Genomic DNA, 17876 nt, shown 5'->3' with positions numbered 1-17876 from the left:
CCGTCGTCAGTCGCGCGCTAAAAGGCGCGGGGCAAGCTCTTTGAGAGCGCGGCGATAAACCTCGCGCTTGAATGTCACCACCTGGCCCAACGGATACCAATAACTGACCCAGCGCCAGCCATCGAATTCCGGTTTACCGGTCAAATCCATCCGCACCCGCTGCTCGTTGGAGATCAGGCGCAGGAGAAACCATTTCTGCTTCTGGCCGATGCACAGCGGTTGGCTGTGCGTCCTGACCAGACGTTGCGGCAAACGATAGCGCAACCAGCCCCGGGTGCAGGCGAGTATTTCAACATCTTCGCGCTCCAGGCCCACTTCTTCGTTCAACTCGCGGTACAAGGCGTCTTCCGGCGTCTCCTGGGGGTTGATCCCTCCCTGTGGAAACTGCCAGGCATCTTGATTGATACGGCGAGCCCATAGCACCTGGCCGGCATCATTCGTCAGAATGATCCCGACATTGGGGCGGAAACCATCGGGGTCGATCACGGCAACAACCTCGCAAACGCATGTCGGGGCATTGTTCCACAAAGGTTGTGAAAGCAGCAACGAGCCGACCTACCTTATGTGCACTCTTGTGAAAAGTCCGTATTCTGGACACCTTTCTACAGACTTTTCAGCGAGTAACTGCAATGCGGCTGGCTTTATTCGACTTGGACAACACGCTTCTGGGCGGTGACAGTGACCACGCCTGGGGCGATTATCTGTGCGAACGCGGTTTCCTCGACGCCGTTGCCTACAAGGCACGCAACGACGAGTTCTATCAGGATTACCTGGCCGGCAAGCTGGATAACGACGCGTACCTGAACTTCTGCCTGGAAGTTCTCGGCCGCACCGAGATGGCCACACTGGAGCAATGGCATCTGGACTACATGCGCGACTGCATCGAACCGATCGTGCTGCCCAAGGGCATCGAACTGCTGGCCAGACACCGTGAGGCCGGCGACAAGCTGGTGATCATCACCGCCACCAACCGCTTTGTGACCGGGCCGATTGCAGCACGTTTAGGCGTCGAAACCCTGATCGCCACCGAATGCGAAATGATCGACGGTCGTTACAGCGGGCGCAGCACCGATGTTCCGTGCTTCCGTGAAGGCAAGGTGACCCGGTTGATTCGTTGGCTGGAAGAGACTGGCCACACTCTGGAAGACAGCTATTTCTACAGCGATTCGATGAATGACTTGCCGTTGCTGGAGCAGGTGGCGAATCCGATTGCTGTTGATCCGGATGTAAATCTGCGGGCCGAGGCTGAAAAGCGTGGTTGGCCGGTAATTTCGTTGCGCGATTGAACATCAAAAGATCGCAGCCTTCGGCAGCTCCTACAGGTGTACGCCAAACTCTGTAGGAGCTGCCGAAGGCTGCGATCTTTTCGGGGCATCTCTGGTTTCAAGCCTTAAACCGGCTTGGCCCCCATCAACCCCGCAATGGCGATAAAGCAGACAAAGCTGAACAACGCCAACGCAAACGTAAACTTCCCATTTCCCCCCGCGGGCGCCTTACGCAGCCGATTGAGCCGCACCACCAGCCAGAACCAGCCCAACGCCGCCACGGTATAGAGCACACTGGAAGCCAACAGCCAGGTCTGCCCCAACGGCCAGCCCACCAGATGCACCATCCACCAACCAGTGAACGGCATGCTCAGCAGCGCCAGGCCCATCAACAGCCAGATGAACACCTGCGGTCGTTGCAAGGTACGAGTGTGAGCCGTCGCGTCGCCGTTACGGCGTGTGCGCCAGACCCAGATCGCCAGTCCCAGCGCGCTGATCAACAGCAACACCGTCGCTACGCCATGAGCGATTTTGAGGGCGGTTAACGTTTCCATTGTTCGATTTCCTTATGACTTGCTCGTCAGCGTAGCCGCTCAGCCGAGAAACAGCTGATAGGCCGGGTTGTCGCTTTCGTCCCAGTACGGGTAACCGATTTCTTCCAGCGCGGCCGGTACCAGATGACGCTCGTCGTGCGGCACTTGCAGGCCTGCGACCACACGACCATCGGCCGCGCCGTGGTTGCGGTAGTGGAACATCGAAATGTTCCAGCGCCCGCCGAGTTTGTTAAGGAAGTTGAACAAAGCACCCGGACGCTCCGGGAACTCGAAACGCAGCACCACTTCATCGACAACCTGGGCGGCACGCCCGCCAACCATATGACGAATGTGCAACTTGGCCAGTTCGTTGTCGGTCAGGTCAAGCACCGGGAAACCCTGCTCGGTGAGACTGGCGAGCAGCGCACTGCGAGGGTCGTTGTCTGGATGCGTCTGCACGCCGACAAAAATGTGCGCTTCGCTGCCGGTGTTGTAGCGGTAGTTGAATTCGGTGATCTGGCGCTTGCCGATGGCTTCGCAGAACGCCTTGAAGCTGCCCGGTTTCTCGGGGATGGTCACGGCAATGATGGCTTCGCGGCCCTCGCCCAGTTCAGCGCGCTCAGCCACATGGCGCAAGCGGTCGAAGTTGACGTTGGCACCGGAGTCGATGGCCACGAAGGTATGCCCCGTGACACCGCGTTGCTCGACATACTTCTTGATCCCGGCCACGCCCAAGGCGCCGGCAGGTTCAGTGATCGAGCGGGTATCGTCGTAGATATCCTTGATTGCTGCGCAGATCTCGTCGGTGCTGACGGTGATAACTTCGTCTACGTAATCTTTGCAGATATCGAAAGTGTGCTGGCCGATCTGCGCCACCGCGACGCCATCGGCGAAGAGACCCACAGTTGGCAAAACCACGCGCTCGCCGGCCGCCATGGCGGCTTGCAGGCAGTTGGAGTCATCGGGTTCGACGCCGATGATTTTGATGTCCGGGCGCAGGTATTTCACGTACGCCGCGATCCCGGCGATCAGCCCGCCGCCGCCCACCGGAACGAAGATCGCATCCAGACGCCCCGGGTGCTGGCGCAGAATCTCCATGGCCACCGTGCCCTGCCCGGCAATGGTGTGGGGATCATCGTAAGGGTGAATGTAGACGTAGCCTTTCTCATCGACCAGTTTCAGCGAGTAGGCCAGGGCTTCCGGGAACGAATCCCCGTGCAACACCACTTTGCCGCCGCGCGAACGCACGCCTTCGACCTTGATCTCCGGGGTGGTCTTGGGCATCACGATGGTCGCTTTCACGCCCAGTACCTTGGCCGCCAGGGCCAGGCCTTGCGCATGGTTGCCCGCCGACGCGGTGACCACGCCGCGAGCACGCTCTTCATCGCTCAGTTGCGTCAGCTTGTTATAGGCGCCGCGAATCTTGAACGAGAACACCGGCTGCAAGTCTTCACGCTTGAGCCAGATATCGTTGCCCAGCCGCTCGGAGAGCTGGCGGGCAGTCTGCAATGGGGTTTCTACGGCAACGTCATAAACGCGCGAGGTGAGGATCTTTTTGACGTACTGTTCGAGCATCGGAAAGCATCACTGAGCGGGTTGGGCAGGGCCAAGGAGTCTAACCCGGCTTTTGGGCGGGCGACCACACGAATCAAGAGGTTTTAGCCTCACCAAGGGGATCATGACATCTGTAGGAGCGAGGCTTGCCCGCGAAGACGTCATCACATCCGATACAAGTGTTGGCTGATAGACCGCTTTCGCGAGCAAGCTTCGCTCCTACAGGTGGTGAATGTGACGTTGCGCCGTAAACACGGGCAATGACCTTCCCCCATCGCGAGGCCTATAATGCCGGCCTTTCGTTCCCCTTTCGGCACTTCGGAGCCCGCATGACCCAGGATCAACTCAAACAGGCCGTAGCCCAGGCCGCCGTCGACTTCATCCTTCCAAAACTCGACGACAAGAGCATCGTCGGGGTCGGCACCGGCTCCACCGCCAACTGCTTCATCGATGCCCTGGCCAAGCACAAAGGCGCGTTCGATGGCGCGGTCGCCAGTTCCGAAGCCACCGCCGCACGCCTCAAGGGCCACGGCATTCCGGTGTATGAGCTCAATACCGTCAGCGACCTGGAGTTCTACGTCGACGGCGCCGATGAAAGCGACGAGCACCTGAACCTGATCAAGGGCGGCGGCGCGGCCCTGACCCGCGAGAAGATTGTCGCGGCCGTGGCCAAGACCTTCATCTGCATCGCCGACGCCAGCAAACTGGTGCCAGTCCTCGGTGCGTTCCCGCTGCCGGTGGAAGTGATCCCGATGGCCCGCAGCCACGTGGCCCGCCAACTGGTGAAGCTCGGCGGCGACCCGGTTTACCGTGAAGGCGTGCTGACCGACAACGGCAACATCATCCTCGATGTGTTCAACATGCAGATCACCAACCCGGTGGAGCTGGAAACACAGATCAATGCGATCGTCGGCGTGGTCACCAACGGCTTGTTCGCAGCCCGCCCGGCTGATTTGCTGCTGCTGGGGACGAGTGAAGGCGTGAAAACCCTGCGCGCCCAATAAGGCAAACACCCAACAGTGTGGGAGCGGGCTTGCTCGCGAAGAGGGAGTGTCAGTCGACATCAATGTTGCTGACACACCGCTTTCGCGAGCAAGCCCGCTCCCACATTTGTTTTGGGGTGTTTATCAGTTTTGCGGTGGTTTTTTGAATACGTAGAAAAGATTCGGCTCGCTGACGAGGTACAAGGTGCCGTCGTCGTCCATGGCAATGCCCTCCGCTTGCGGCACAGTCTTCTGCAACCCCTGACGCCCCTTGCTCAGTGACAGGGTGGTCAGCGGTCGCCCATCGACATCCAGTTCCAGAATCAGTCGCGACTCATCCGACAGCGCCAGCAAATGGCCGCTGCGCTCGTCGTATTGCAGGCTCGACAGATCCCGTACGAACATCCCGGCATCACGTTTGGGGTTGTTTACCACATGCACCGCGTAGGACTTCTCCGGGTTGTAGTGCGGAAAACCCTGCACTTCGTAAATCAGCATCGGATCGCGCTCTTTGGCGACAAACAAGCGCTTGCCCACCGAGTCATAGGCCAACCCTTCGAAACCCTTGTTGCCACTCATATGCACGCCGAGGGTTATCTGCTCGGCGTCCGCGGCATCGAGGAACGTCGTGTCCTTCTCCAGATGAATCTTGATTAGCCGCTGCTGGCGCTCGTCGGTGATCACGTAAGTGTCAGCGCTGATGAATTCCACCGCCTCCGGGTCGCCAAACCCGACCAACGCCACACGCCGCAGGATTTTGCCCTCCAGGGACATCTCAATCAGTTCGGCATTTTTGTTGGTGACGGTGAACAGGCTTTTGCGCACGGGATCGAAGGTGAGGGCTGAAACATCGTCGTCCAGACCGTCAATGACTCGCGCCTCGATCACTACCTGATACTGATCCAGGCCAATCGACTGAGCATTCATCGGTTGCCATAGCGTCTGCACATTGAACCAGGTGCGCTCGAACAGACGCAGGTACTGGCCGACGGCAATCAGCACGATCAGCGCAATGACCGACAAGATCAGCATCAGGGGTTTGGGACGGGCAAGTCGGCGCATTCAGGCGAGCTCGGAAACAAGACGGGTGGATGAAATACCACGGCAGTATGAATTCAAGCTTAATGGCCACTGGCCTTCGACCACAATTACCGAAATTCGGCAGCCCCTACCGTTGTTTTTCGAAGCGATAGAACAGGTTCGGCTCACTCACCATGTACAGCGTGCCCGCTTCGTCCATGGTCACGCCTTCGGCACGGGGAATGGTTTTTTTCAGACCATTGAAACCACCCAGCAAAGTCATGAAGCTGACCTGCTCGCCTTTCTCGTCCAATTCCAGCAACAAGTGAGAGTCGGCGGACAGCACCAGGGTATGGCCAGTGCGCGAATCGATGGCCAGGGCTGACAGATTGCGAATATCCAGTTCATCGCTGGACAGCTTTTGCTTGTCTCCCTGGAGGATTGGGCTGCCGTCGCTTTTCCAGCTGAACAACACCGGTGGACGCTCTTCACCCAGCAACAGTTGCTGGTTGCGTGCATCCCAAACGATCGCTTCGAAGGCTTTATTCTGGTTTTTCGACGGACCCAGGTCATATTTCGGGAAACTGGCGATATTCAGTTCGCGAGTATCGGCATCGACCTTGACGATGGAGAGCAGGTGCGAGCGCTCATCGGTGATCGCCAACAAACCATTGCCCATGACCGCCACCCCTTCCGGGTTGCTCCAACCCACCAGCGGCATTTTGCGCAATACATCGCCCTGCAACGTCAGCTCGACCAGGAACGGGTTCTTGCCCATCACCGCAAACAGGGTTTTGGTCTGCGGGTCATAAGACACGTCTGACGCTTCATCCTTCTCCATGCCCGGCAGCTGCTTGGCGTCGATCACCGCCCGGTAATCCGGCAACCAGATACTCTCTTTTTTCTCAGCCGGGCTTTCGAAGCGCTCCATCACCCAGAGCAAGCCGCGATCATCCCAATGCATCGCAAACACGAGGCCATAGACGGCAGCCGCCACCAGCAAAAGCCAGGAATACCAACGCATGACAAAGCGCGAGCGGCGGGCAGTTTTCAGCTTGGGCAGCGGTTGGGTGGCCATGCAGGGATGCGTTCCAGAAATTCAGGCTATGGGTAATAGCACATTGGGACAGGCTCAGACGCCAGAAGCCTCGGAATTATCCAGACAAGATGTGAAAAAAACAGGAAATGGCGGGATTGCCCTGTGTGGACAGAAATTTGCGACCACTAGAAACCATTGTGGGAGCGGGCTTGCCCGCGATGAGGCCATAACAGTCAACATTGATGTTGAATGTCAGACCGCCATCGCGGGCAAGCCCGCTCCCACAGGGTTTTGTGTTGGGTCAGCGGACGCTGCTGGTGAAGCGGCTGGCGCCCGGCAGTTCGAGCACCAGTTCGTCACCGACATTCAGCGGGCCAACGCCCACCGGCGTACCGGTAAGGATCACGTCACCGGCCTGCAGCGAGAAGCAGCCAGCCATGTACTGGATCATTGGCACGATCGGATTGAGCATGTCCTTGCTGTTGCCATCCTGGCGCACTTCGCCATTGATGGTCAGGCGGATGCCAATGTCGGTCAGGTCGGCGAAGGTACTGCTCGCCACGAACGGCGCAATTACCGCCGCGCCATCGAAGGATTTGGCGATTTCCCACGGCAGGCCCTTGGCTTTCAGCTCGGCCTGTTTGTCGCGCAGGGTCAGGTCAAGGGCCGGGGCGATGCCGGAGATGGCATCCAGCACTTCTTCACGACTCGGTTTGGTCGACAACGGCTTGCCGATCAACACAGCGATTTCCGCTTCGTAATGCACCGAGCCACGCTCGGTCGGAATGCTGAAACCGCCTTCCAGCGGCACCACGCAACTGCCCGGCTTGATGAACAGCAGTGGTTCAGTAGGCACCGGATTATCCAGTTCCTTGGCGTGTTCGGCGTAGTTACGGCCGATGCATACCACTTTCCCCAACGGGAAATGAATACGCGTACCGTCGACATACTGGTGCTGATAGCTCATTGACCGACTCCTGCTTCGTGCTCTTAAAGTTCGAAGAATCAAACAGCGAAAATCTTGCCCGGGTTCATGATGCCGTTCGGGTCGAACACCGCTTTGACGGCTTTCATGTACTCGATCTCAACCGGCGAGCGACTGTAGGTCAAGTAGTCACGCTTGGTCATGCCCACGCCGTGTTCGGCGGAAATCGAACCGTTGTACTTTTCGACGGTTTCGAACACCCACTTGTTGACGCTCGCGCACTTGGCGAAGAACTCGTCCTTGCTCAGGTTATCCGGCTTGAGGATGTTCAAGTGCAGGTTGCCGTCGCCGATGTGGCCGAACCAGACGATTTCGAAATCCGGGTAGTGTTCGCCGACGATGGCGTCGATTTCCTTCAGAAATGCCGGGACTTTCGACACAGTGACCGAAATGTCGTTTTTATACGGCGTCCAGTGGGAAATGGTTTCGGAGATGTACTCGCGCAATTTCCACAGGTTCTGCAACTGGGTTTCACTCTGGCTCATTACGCCGTCCAGTACCCAGCCCTGCTCGACGCAGTGCTCGAAGGTTTCCAGAGCGTGGTTGGCCACTTCTTCAGTGGTCGCTTCGAATTCCAGCAGCGCGTAGAACGGGCAATCGGATTCGAACGGTGCCGGCACATCACCGCGCGCCATAACCTTGGCCAAGGCTTTATCGGAGAAGAATTCGAAGGCGGTCAGGTCAAGCTTGCCCTGGAATGCATGCAACACCGGCATGATCGAATCGAAATCGGCGGTGCCGAGGACCATCGCGGTGAGGTTTTTCGGCGCACGATCCAGGCGCATGGTGGCCTCGACCACAAAACCCAGCGTGCCTTCAGCGCCGATGAACAGCTGGCGCAGGTCGTAGCCAGTGGCGTTCTTGATCAGGTCTTTGTTCAGTTCCAGCAAATCGCCCTTGCCGGTGACGACTTTCATGCCGGCTACCCAATTGCGGGTCATGCCGTAGCGAATGACCTTGATCCCGCCGGCATTGGTGCCGATATTGCCGCCAATCTGACTGGAACCGGCCGACGCGAAGTCCACCGGGTAGTACAGACCGTGCTCTTCGGCCTTGTTCTGCAATTGCTCGGTAACCACGCCCGGCTGACAAACGGCCGTGCGGTCGGTCAGGTTCACGTCGAGGATCTGGTTCATGTAGTCGAAGGACACGACCACTTCGCCATTGGCCGCCACCGCCGCAGCCGAAAGCCCGGTACGACCGCCGGACGGCACCAGCGCCACCTTGTGTTCATTGGCCCAACGGACAATGGCCTGGACCTGCTCGGTAGTCTTGGGGAACACAATGGCCGTCGGGGCCGGGGCGAAATGTTTGGTCCAATCCTTACCGTAAGCATTCAGGGAGTCGGCGTCGGTCAGCACCTTGCCAGGCTCAACCAGGGTCTTCAGCTCATCAATCAGCGCAGGATTGGTCATCGACAGAACTCTCGAACAATTCATGGTCATCCTGAAGACGCTTCACGTCGCAGGAATGAGTGTTTAGCGGGGTGCATATGCTAGCATACCGACCCCGCAGGATAGTGCCCAAAGGCTGTTCTGCGGCGACGGCTGTCATGCCGCTCGGGTCAGCGTCTGCTGGCTACTTCCCTGCCAATTTTCTCCGGGATACAGGTTTACGCAGATGAGCAAGACTTCTCTCGATAAGAGCAAGATCAAGTTCCTTCTTCTCGAAGGCGTCCACCAATCGGCTGTCGACGTCCTCAAGGCGGCGGGCTACACCAGCATCGAGTACCTCACAGGTTCTCTGCCGGAAGCCCAACTGAAGGAAAAGATCGCTGATGCTCACTTCATCGGCATTCGCTCCCGCACTCAACTGACCGAAGAGATCTTCGATCATGCGAAGAAACTGGTAGCTGTCGGCTGTTTCTGCATCGGCACCAACCAGGTCGACCTCAACGCGGCTCGCGAACGCGGCATCGCGGTATTCAACGCGCCATACTCCAACACTCGCTCCGTAGCCGAACTGGTATTGGCCGAAGCGATCCTGTTGCTGCGCGGCATTCCTGAGAAGAACGCTTCCTGCCACCGTGGCGGCTGGATCAAGAGCGCAGCCAACTCCTTCGAAATCCGTGGCAAGAAGCTGGGTATCGTCGGTTACGGCTCGATCGGTACTCAGCTGTCGGTCCTGGCTGAAGGCCTGGGCATGCAGGTGTACTTCTACGACACCGTGACCAAGCTGCCACTGGGTAACGCCACCCAGGTCGGTAACCTGCACGAGCTGCTGGGCATGTCCGACATCGTCACCCTGCACGTTCCGGAAACCGCAGCCACCCAGTGGATGATCGGCGAGAAAGAAATCCGCGCCATCAAGAAGGGCGGCATTCTGATTAACGCTGCTCGCGGCACCGTGGTTGAGTTGGACGCCTTGGCGGACGCGATCAAGGACAAGCACCTGATCGGCGCGGCCATCGACGTATTCCCGGTGGAGCCGCGCTCCAACGAAGAAGAGTTCGAAAGCCCGCTGCGTGGCCTGGACAACGTGATTCTGACCCCGCACATCGGTGGTTCCACCGCTGAAGCGCAGGCCAACATTGGTCTGGAAGTGGCAGAAAAACTGGTCAAGTACAGCGACAACGGTACGTCGGTATCGTCCGTGAACTTCCCGGAAGTGGCTCTGCCGGCTCACCCTGGCAAGCACCGTCTGCTGCACATCCACGAGAACATTCCGGGTGTGATGAGCGAGATCAACAAGGTCTTCGCCGAAAACGGCATCAACATTTCCGGTCAGTTCCTGCAGACCAACGAGAAAGTCGGCTACGTCGTGATCGACGTCGATGCCGAATACTCGGAAATGGCGCAAGAGAAGCTGCAGCACATCAACGGCACCATTCGTTGCCGCGTGTTGTTCTGATCGCTGCTTGAGCGACAAAAAAGGGAGACCATCTGGTCTCCCTTTTTCATGCCTGTGGAAAAGTTACTTCACAGTCACGGTGATTTTCTTCGAAACGATCGGCGGATCGAACGGCATGTGACCGCTGTCGCCCAGCTCGAGCTGCAAGGTGTGCTTGCCCGGTGCCAGTTTGATGGTGGCCTCGGTTTGCGCCTTGCCGAAGTGCATGTGGTTGGCATCTGTCGGAATCGGTGCGCCTTCGGCAGGTAGCTTGTCGACATCGATCAGCAAGTGATGGTGACCCGTGTTTTTGGTGACATCACCGGCCGGGGCAAGTGAGATGTCCTTCACGCCAAACTTGACCTTGAACTCCTGCCCCACCGTCGCACCGTCTTCCGGGGAAACGATGAACGCTTGAGCACCTTTGGGAGCAGGTGTGGCAGCCGTTGCCAGCATCGATGCACCCAGCAACAGGCCAGCCAGTGCTGCACGTGACATAAAGCTTTTCATTCTCTTCTCCAGTTTTTCCGTAAAATTCGCTCGACCGTGACAACTTCACGGCCATTCGTTGTCGAAGGCACACGACAACCATAGCAAAGCGAGCCTGAACAGCGCGTCGCGATAAATGAATTCAAGGAGTGACCATGCGCTTTTTGCCTGGCCTGATCTGCCTGCTACCCCTTTTGAGCCCTTTGGCTCATGCCGAACTGATTGACGATGTAAACGACCGCGGCGAATTGCGCATTGCCCTTGAGGCTAATACCCCGCCCTTCAATTTCAAGGATGAGGACAAACTGACCGGGTTTGAGGTCGAGCTGGGGCAGTTGCTGGCCAACGAACTGGATGTCCGCGCCGACTTTGTCGTTACCGATTCCAACGATCTGCTGACCGGTGTCGAAAGCGGCAAGTACGACATCGCCATCAACCACATCACAGAGACCCCGGCGCTCACGGAACGTTTCGACTTCAGCCAACCTTACATTCAAACCAATGCGCAATTGATCGCGCAGAAAGAAGAGCCGCGCTCAATATTGCTGGTGCAGTCGCTGACGGAGGAAAAGCCGAAAGCCGACCAGACCGTGAGCCTGGCGATTCCGTTTCAGAAGGGTAACCCGGCATTTCATGCCAGCCTGGAAAACGCACTGCAGCGGATCAAGGCGGATGGTCGGCTGGAAGCGCTGTCACAGAAGTGGTTGGGTGCTGATACGAGTGTGGCGCCGAACCCCTAAAGCGCTGAAGATTTAATGTGGGAGCGGGCTTGCTCGCGAATGCGGTGTGTCAGGCAACATTAATGTCGACTGATACTCCCTCTTCGCGAGCAAGCCCGCTCCCACATGGGTTTTGGGCAAGACGTTAGTTCAGGGTTGCCAGGGCTGCCGCCGCTTGTGGCAACTCCAGTTCGCTGAAGACTTGAACGCCATTACGCTTGAGCAATGCCGCGGTGACACCCTCACCGCTGACCTTCACGCCACTGAACGTCCCGTCATAGGTCAACAGATTCCCGCAAGACGGGCTGTTGGCCTTGAGCACGGCAATGCGGATGCCATGCTTTTCCACGAGCGCCAGCGCCTGATAAGCCCCCGAAAGAAACGCGGCACTGACGTTCTCGCCCTCGGTGGTGATGACCGATGCAAGGCCATCAAGCACTTCACCGCCCTGCCCGCCCGGAATCTCTGCCGCGGCTCTTGGCGTCGGCAAACCGCCGGCGACTTCCGGGCACAACGGCACCACCCGGCCTTCGGCAATCCACTGTTCCAACAGATTGAATGGCCCACTGGCGCCACCGTCGTAACGGACGCGGTGACCGAGCAAACAGCGGCTTACCAGAATCTTTTGCATGATCAGAACGGCTCGTTGCCACGACGGCGGAACCAGCCCGTCAACGACAGGCGATCTCGGGTCGCGGGCAGGACTTCGTGGGGGACTTCGCCCGACAGGAACACCACCAGGCATCCGCCAGTGGGGACCACATCATGTTCGACACCTTCGTCCAGGTACATGCGCAACTGACCGCCATGCTCGGGCAGCCAGGCGTCATTGAGGTAGATCACCGCCGAGACCATGCGTCGGTCGTCGTCGCGGAACCGGTCGACATGCTTGAGGTAGAAAGCGCCAGGCGGGTACAGGGCGAAATGGCTCTCGAAATCTTCCAGGCCCAGAAACAAACTGCGATTCATCGCCTCACGCAGGCTGTCCATCAACCCCAGATAGCTGTCGCAGGCCTCGACCTGACCGGGTTCGAGCCATTGGATATGGTCACCGCGAATGCCCTCGCGGATCTCCGAAAACGGCCCGCGCCCCACAGCAGCAGGGGAGAGTTCGCCCTCGGCGGCACGTTTGCGGCACTCGGCCGCCAGTGCCCGGGTCAGATCCAGAGGCAGGAAAATATTCTGCTGCGACCAGCCACGCTCAGCCAGGTCGTCGACGATACGTAACAGCAGCGGATGATCAGAGGATATTTGCATGGCGCGCATAGTATTCCTGTGCCCGCAAATCCGACAGAGCCGCGCAGCGGAGGATTGGTCGGATAAGGCACGCAACCTGATACGAATTCTCGACAAGTACGAATGCCGCACGGAGAATAGTCGCCTGCTGACAGGAGTCCCTATGCGCCGTTTGCTTTTTTCACTGCTGATGTTCTGTGTTTTGCCCGCCTGGGCAGACGGCCACGACCAGTTGTACAAGGTCGCCGGTTGGCCAGAACAACGCGCGCATTTCAACGATGCTCTCTCCGCCGCTCAGCAGCGGTACCAGAACAGCCTGCCGCCGGCGGTGTTTCAGGCCCTGGTCAACAACAGCAATCAACGCTTTGCGCCCAAAGCCATGGATCAGCGTGCCGAAGCGCAACTGCGCAAGAAGCTTGCCGATCCGAAACCTGCGCTGACTTTCTTTCAATCGCCCCTGGGCAAGAAAATTGTCGCCGCCGAACTGCTGGCCACCCGTCGCGATCAATTGGCGAAAAACGCCAAGGGCTTGCCGAAAATGCAGGCCAGCGATACCCGTCAGCTGATCATCGGCCACCTCGCCCAGGCCCTGCCCGCCCGTGAGGCCGGTGCTGAAGTCAGCCTGGCGATTGCGGGTGTGGCGGCCGACAGCCTGAGCTCGATGATCCCCGGCCTGCTCGGTGGCGGTCAGGCTCAAGGCATGTTGAATGGTCAGCGCCAGCGCCTGATGGAGCAGATCGGCGCTGATCTGAACAACACGCTGCTGTATGTCTATCGCGACCTGTCGGATGAAGAGCTGGAAGAGTTCGCGACCTTTGCCGAATCCATTGAAGGCAAGGCTTACTACCAAGCGGCATTGGCGGCGATTCGGGCGGGGTTGGCGGTGGGGCAGAGTACGTCGAGCCTCAGTCAATAATATTCAGCGTCTGGAAGATCGCTTTCGCGAGCAAGCCCGCTCCCACACTTGATCTGTGGCGTACATAAATTCTGTATCCGCTGGAGATCTAATGTGGGAGCGGGCTTGCCCGCGATGAGGCCCTGACTACCACTAAAGATTCCGCCCCTTCATCCGCCGGGTCAAAAACCCGAAATACTCCTCCCGCAACCCCGGCGTCTCATTTGCCAGATGATGCCGCGCCTCAGGCAACATCAGCACCTGAGGCCGATCGAACTTGCCGCGCAATACATCAAGGTTGTGCTTCCAGTCCACGGTCATGTCCGCCTGCCCCTGCACGATCAGCGGCTGCCGCGGGCTCTTCGGTGCCGCTTCGATGCGCTTGATCCACCGTCCCAGCGCACCGACCCAAGCCGTGGGCAGACGCAGCGGTTGCAGCGGATCGGCTTGCAGGAACGTCAGGAAGTCAGGGTCGTTGGAGTTCTCGCTAAAACGCCGGGCGATGCCTTTGACGAACGGCTTGAGCAGGTAATAACTGAGCTGCGACCAGCCCCACGCTCGCGGCCGCACCAGTGGCGACAGCAGAATCACTTGCCCCTGGGCCGGACTGTTCGCGCCCTGATTGAGCACATGATCGATCACGATCGCCCCGCCGGTGCTTTGCCCGCACAAGTGCCAAGGCTGCGGAAGGCCCAGCGATTGCGCCTCGGCCAATAGCCCTTGCAGGGTGCTCTGATACTCGGCGAAATCCTTGATGCTCGCCCGTTCGCCACTGGACAAGCCATGCCCCGGCAGGTCACAGGCGATTACCGCAAAACCCTGGTCCAGCGCCCACTCGATCACATGCCGATAGAGCCCGGTGTGATCGTAAAAACCGTGAAACAAAAACAGCGTCGCCTTCGCCCGCTCGGGCCACCAGAGCTGGCTGACCACTTCATAGCCATCGACCTCGAAACGCCCCAGGCCACTGCGCAAGGTTCGCTGGGGAAAATCCAGCCCATAAAAATGCTGATAGGCCATGGCCTCCGTCGACAGCGGCTGCCACTCGGCCAATGGCCGCAGGCTGGCACGCAAATGATCGGGGTCGAAAGTGGCAGGCATGGGCTATTCCAGAGCGCGAAATGGACTTTATGGGCCTGCGATATTCATCTGTCGCGGCAAGCATGGCAAGCTAGCCGACCTTCGAGGATTGAAACCCATGCGTCCGGCCTACCGCACCACACTGCTTGCCAGCCTGCTCGCCCTAGTGTGTGCCGGCGTGCTGTGGGCCGCCTATGACTGGTTTCAGGGGCGCTACTTGCGCGCCTTCAGTTCGCACACTGCGGTGTTCTCCGGCGACCCGTTGCGCCTGCCGGACGAACTTGCCGGCCCCGGCGCCATTCGCCTGGTGCACTTCTGGGACCCAGCCTGCCCGTGCAATGTCGGCAACCAACAACACCTGACCGAACTGGTTGAGCAGTATGTACCGCAGGGCGTCGAGTTCTATGCGGTCCAAAAGCCCGGCAGCCATGGTCAATTGCCCAGCACGTTGAGTCGCCTCAAAACCATCTCTGTCCTGCCAGGTTCTGAACAGATCCCTGCCAGCCCGGCGGTGGCGATCTGGGACCGCAGTGGCAGGCTGGCGTATTTCGGTCCGTACAGCGAAGGCCTGACCTGCAATTCGAGCAACAGCTTTATCGAGCCCATTCTGCAAGCGCTGAATGAAGGCCGGGCGGTGAACGCCACCCACACGCTGGCGGTAGGTTGCTACTGCCCGTGGCCTGCTGAGGTGGTGAAGTAAGGCATTCCTGACTTTTCCAGGACCGCGATGCCCGGCACAGGAGGTCTGTGCTACACGTTTGCAGCCCACACGGGCGGCAATCCCGAAAGAACAAGGAGTCACCATGAAACGCGTCCTGACCGTACTTGCCTTGCTGATCGTCGTACTCGTCGCCGGGGGCGGCTGGTATGTGTACAGCAAGCAACCGACGCGCCAGGGCCAGGTGGAGTTGCAGCACCTGCAAGGTTCGGTGACCGTGCGCTACGACGTGCGCGGCGTGCCGCATATCCGTGCCGAAAACGAAACCGACCTCTACCGCGCCCTCGGCTACGTGCATGCTCAGGACCGACTGTTCCAGATGGAAGCCATGCGGCGCCTGGCCCGTGGAGAGCTGGCCGAAGTCCTCGGCCCGAAACTGATCGACACCGACAAACTGTTTCGCAGCCTGCGCATCCGCGAACGGGCTGAAAGTTACGTGGCCGCGCTGGATCGTCAGTCTCCGGCGTGGAAAGCGCTGCAAGCCTATCTGGACGGCATCAATCAATATCAGGACAGCCACGCTGCGCCGGTAGAGTTCGATGTACTGGGGATCCCCAAGCGCCCTTTCACCGCCGAAGACAGCATCAGCATCGCTGGCTACATGGCCTATAGCTTTGCCGCGGCGTTTCGCACCGAACCGTTGCTGACTTACGTGCGTGACCAACTGGGCGCCGAGTACCTGAACATCTTCGATCTCGACTGGCAGCCCAAGGGCGTGCTGGCCAAAAGGCGCACCAACCCTGCACCGGCCCTCACTGCCAATGACTGGACGGATCTGAACGCCCTCGCCCGTTTGAGTGAGCAGGCGCTGGCCGACAATGGCCTGCCGCAATTCGAAGGCAGCAATGCCTGGGTGATTTCCGGCAACCGCAGCAAAAGCGGTAAACCACTGCTGGCCGGTGACCCGCACATTCGCTTCTCGGTGCCGTCGGTGTGGTACGAAGCGCATCTGTCGGCGCCGGGTTTCGAGCTGTATGGCTACCATCAAGCACTGGTGCCGTTTGCGTTTCTCGGCCATAACCTGGACTTCGGCTGGAGCCTGACAATGTTCCAGAACGACGATCTGGACCTGATCGCAGAGAAGGTCAACCCGGACAACCCGAACCAGGTCTGGTATCGCGGCCAGTGGGTCGACATGGTCAACACCGAACAACAGATCGCGGTCAAAGGCCAGTCACCGGTCACGCTGACCCTGCGCCAGTCGCCCCACGGCCCGATCATCAACGATGCACTCGGCACCGCCGCCGGCAAGACGCCGGTCGCCATGTGGTGGGCCTTCCTCGAGACGCCGAATCCGATCCTCGATGGCTTCTACCAGCTCAACCGCGCCGACACCCTGGCCAAGGCCCGTGCCGCGTCGGCCAAGGTTCAGGCTCCGGGGCTGAACATCGTCTACGCCAACGCCAAGGGCGACATCGGTTGGTGGGCCTCGGCGTTGCTGCCCAAGCGCCCGACCGGGGTGAAGCCCGGTTTCATCCTCGACGGCAGCACCCCTCAGGCGGACAAGGAAGGTTTCTACCCGTTCAGCGCCAACCCACAGGAAGAGAACCCGGCGCGGGGCTATATCGTCTCGGCCAACTTCCAGCCGGTGTCGCCGACCGGCATGGAAATTCCCGGTTACTACAACCTCGCCGATCGCGGTCAGCAGCTCAATCGTCAACTCAGCGACAAGAACGTGAAGTGGGACAACGACTCCAACCAGAAGCTGCAACTGGGCACCACCACCGACTACGGTCCGCGCTTGCTGGCGCCGTTGCTACCGGTACTGCGTGAAGTGGTGAGCGATCCCGCCGAGCTAAAACTGGTCGAGCAACTGGCACAGTGGAGCGGCGATTACCCGCTGGACTCCATCAGCGCCACGCTGTTCAACCAGTTTTTGTTCAACCTTACCGACGCGGCGATGCGCGATGAACTGGGCAATGACTTCTTCGAAACGCTGCTCCCGACCCGAGTGATCGATGCCGCACTGCCGCGTCTGGCAGCCTCCGCCGACTCACCGTGGTGGGACAACCGCAACACCCCCGGCAAGGAAACCCGCGCCGATACGGTCAAGGTCGCCTGGCAAGCGAGCATGGCTCACCTCAAGACCACCCTGGGCGCCGATTCCACACAATGGCAGTGGGGCAAGGCGCACACCTTGACTCACGGCCATCCGCTGGGGACGCAGAAACCGCTGGAGCGGATCTTCAACGTCGGGCCGTTCGCGGCGCCCGGCACCCACGAAGTGCCGAACAACCTCTCGGCCAAGATCGGCCCGGCGCCGTGGCCTGTGACTTACGGCCCGTCGACGCGACGGCTGATCGACTTCGCCGACCCGGCCCACAGCCTGACCATCAACCCGGTCGGCCAGAGCGGCGTGCCGTTCAACAGCCACTATGCCGATCAGGCCGAGGCGTATATCGAAGGGGTTTATTACCAGGCGCATTTCAATGAGGAAGAAGTGACGGCCAATACCCGTAGTACGTTGAAGCTGTTGCCAGCGCGTTCGGGGCAATAGATTTTTTGTTGGCCCGGCTGACGCCTTCGCGAGC

The 17876-nt window shown here is 59.3% G+C and carries 18 protein-coding genes; 7 read left to right on the top strand and 11 right to left on the bottom strand.

The genetic code is table 11. The features are described 5' to 3' along the window. Positions 1-6: 6 nt before the first annotated feature. A complete protein-coding gene (locus TU81_RS19415) occupies positions 7-486 on the bottom strand; it encodes an RNA pyrophosphohydrolase (RefSeq protein ID WP_007897732.1) in 480 nt (159 codons plus the stop codon). Positions 487-629: 143 nt separating this feature from the next. Between TU81_RS19415 and TU81_RS19410 the strand changes: the two genes are divergently transcribed. Next, entirely contained in the window at positions 630-1286 is a 657-nt protein-coding gene (locus TU81_RS19410; protein WP_048396323.1) for a histidinol-phosphatase, read from the top strand. A gap of 104 nt (positions 1287-1390) precedes the next feature. On the opposite strand, the gene TU81_RS19405 is transcribed toward TU81_RS19410, so the two are convergent. Both TU81_RS19405 and ilvA read right to left on the bottom strand, forming a co-directional pair. After that, the gene (locus TU81_RS19405) at positions 1391-1819 is read right to left on the bottom strand and encodes a DUF2269 domain-containing protein (RefSeq protein ID WP_048396322.1); all 429 of its coding nucleotides are present in this window, start codon (positions 1817-1819) and stop codon (positions 1391-1393) included. A gap of 39 nt (positions 1820-1858) precedes the next feature. After that, on the bottom strand, positions 1859-3373 hold the full coding sequence (gene ilvA / locus TU81_RS19400; protein WP_038980902.1) for a threonine ammonia-lyase, biosynthetic: 1515 nt from the start codon (positions 3371-3373) through the stop codon (positions 1859-1861). A 308-nt stretch (positions 3374-3681) separates the two neighbouring features. Here ilvA and rpiA point away from each other — a divergent pair, with 308 nt between their 5' ends. After that, a complete protein-coding gene (gene rpiA / locus TU81_RS19395) occupies positions 3682-4356 on the top strand; it encodes a ribose-5-phosphate isomerase RpiA (RefSeq protein ID WP_007897721.1) in 675 nt (224 codons plus the stop codon). A gap of 123 nt (positions 4357-4479) precedes the next feature. Here the strand turns inward: rpiA and TU81_RS19390 are convergent, their stop codons facing one another. The 4 genes from TU81_RS19390 to TU81_RS19375 form a co-directional block, all read right to left on the bottom strand. Then, positions 4480-5397: an SdiA-regulated domain-containing protein gene (locus tag TU81_RS19390; protein WP_038980901.1), complete on the bottom strand. Its 918-nt coding sequence runs from the start codon at positions 5395-5397 to the stop codon at positions 4480-4482. A gap of 106 nt (positions 5398-5503) precedes the next feature. Further along, complete coding sequence (locus tag TU81_RS19385; protein ID WP_038980900.1) at positions 5504-6433, bottom strand: SdiA-regulated domain-containing protein; 930 nt, start codon at positions 6431-6433, stop codon at positions 5504-5506. 262 nt (positions 6434-6695) lie between these two features. Beyond that, positions 6696-7361, bottom strand: a complete 666-nt coding sequence (locus TU81_RS19380) for a fumarylacetoacetate hydrolase family protein (protein ID WP_038980899.1) — start codon at positions 7359-7361, stop codon at positions 6696-6698. A gap of 38 nt (positions 7362-7399) precedes the next feature. Then, positions 7400-8794: an FAD-binding oxidoreductase gene (locus TU81_RS19375; RefSeq protein WP_048396321.1), complete on the bottom strand. Its 1395-nt coding sequence runs from the start codon at positions 8792-8794 to the stop codon at positions 7400-7402. 205 nt (positions 8795-8999) lie between these two features. Between TU81_RS19375 and serA the strand changes: the two genes are divergently transcribed. Next, positions 9000-10229, top strand: coding sequence for a phosphoglycerate dehydrogenase (gene serA, locus TU81_RS19370; RefSeq protein WP_007897715.1), 1230 nt, complete (start codon positions 9000-9002; stop codon positions 10227-10229). A gap of 63 nt (positions 10230-10292) precedes the next feature. Here the strand turns inward: serA and TU81_RS19365 are convergent, their stop codons facing one another. Beyond that, entirely contained in the window at positions 10293-10718 is a 426-nt protein-coding gene (locus tag TU81_RS19365; protein ID WP_038980897.1) for a DUF4399 domain-containing protein, read from the bottom strand. Positions 10719-10852: 134 nt separating this feature from the next. Here TU81_RS19365 and TU81_RS19360 point away from each other — a divergent pair, with 134 nt between their 5' ends. Beyond that, on the top strand, positions 10853-11437 hold the full coding sequence (locus TU81_RS19360; RefSeq protein ID WP_048396320.1) for a transporter substrate-binding domain-containing protein: 585 nt from the start codon (positions 10853-10855) through the stop codon (positions 11435-11437). Between the two features lie 124 nt (positions 11438-11561). Here the strand turns inward: TU81_RS19360 and TU81_RS19355 are convergent, their stop codons facing one another. Both TU81_RS19355 and TU81_RS19350 read right to left on the bottom strand, forming a co-directional pair. Next, positions 11562-12047 carry a DUF523 domain-containing protein gene (locus tag TU81_RS19355; RefSeq protein WP_038980895.1) on the bottom strand — a complete coding sequence of 162 codons (486 nt, stop codon included), beginning with the start codon at positions 12045-12047 and terminating at the stop codon, positions 11562-11564. A gap of 2 nt (positions 12048-12049) precedes the next feature. Further along, positions 12050-12682 (bottom strand): 2OG-Fe(II) oxygenase, encoded by a 633-nt coding sequence (locus TU81_RS19350; protein ID WP_038980894.1) that lies wholly within the window; start codon positions 12680-12682, stop codon positions 12050-12052. Between the two features lie 133 nt (positions 12683-12815). Here TU81_RS19350 and TU81_RS19345 point away from each other — a divergent pair, with 133 nt between their 5' ends. Then, positions 12816-13568, top strand: a complete 753-nt coding sequence (locus TU81_RS19345) for a DUF2059 domain-containing protein (RefSeq protein WP_038980893.1) — start codon at positions 12816-12818, stop codon at positions 13566-13568. Positions 13569-13700: 132 nt separating this feature from the next. Here the strand turns inward: TU81_RS19345 and TU81_RS19340 are convergent, their stop codons facing one another. After that, the gene (locus TU81_RS19340; RefSeq protein ID WP_048396319.1) at positions 13701-14648 is read right to left on the bottom strand and encodes an alpha/beta hydrolase; all 948 of its coding nucleotides are present in this window, start codon (positions 14646-14648) and stop codon (positions 13701-13703) included. 97 nt (positions 14649-14745) lie between these two features. On the opposite strand from TU81_RS19340, the gene TU81_RS19335 reads away from it, so the two are divergent. Then, the gene (locus TU81_RS19335; protein ID WP_048396318.1) at positions 14746-15327 is read left to right on the top strand and encodes a DUF6436 domain-containing protein; all 582 of its coding nucleotides are present in this window, start codon (positions 14746-14748) and stop codon (positions 15325-15327) included. A gap of 103 nt (positions 15328-15430) precedes the next feature. Beyond that, entirely contained in the window at positions 15431-17842 is a 2412-nt protein-coding gene (locus TU81_RS19330; protein WP_048396317.1) for a penicillin acylase family protein, read from the top strand. The last annotated feature ends 34 nt before the right edge of the window (positions 17843-17876 follow it).

Source organism: Pseudomonas lini (assembly GCF_001042905.1).
GTDB lineage: Bacteria > Pseudomonadota > Gammaproteobacteria > Pseudomonadales > Pseudomonadaceae > Aquipseudomonas > Aquipseudomonas lini.
Note: the sequence above shows the minus strand (reverse complement) of the source record. Positions and strands in the feature narration are given on the sequence as shown.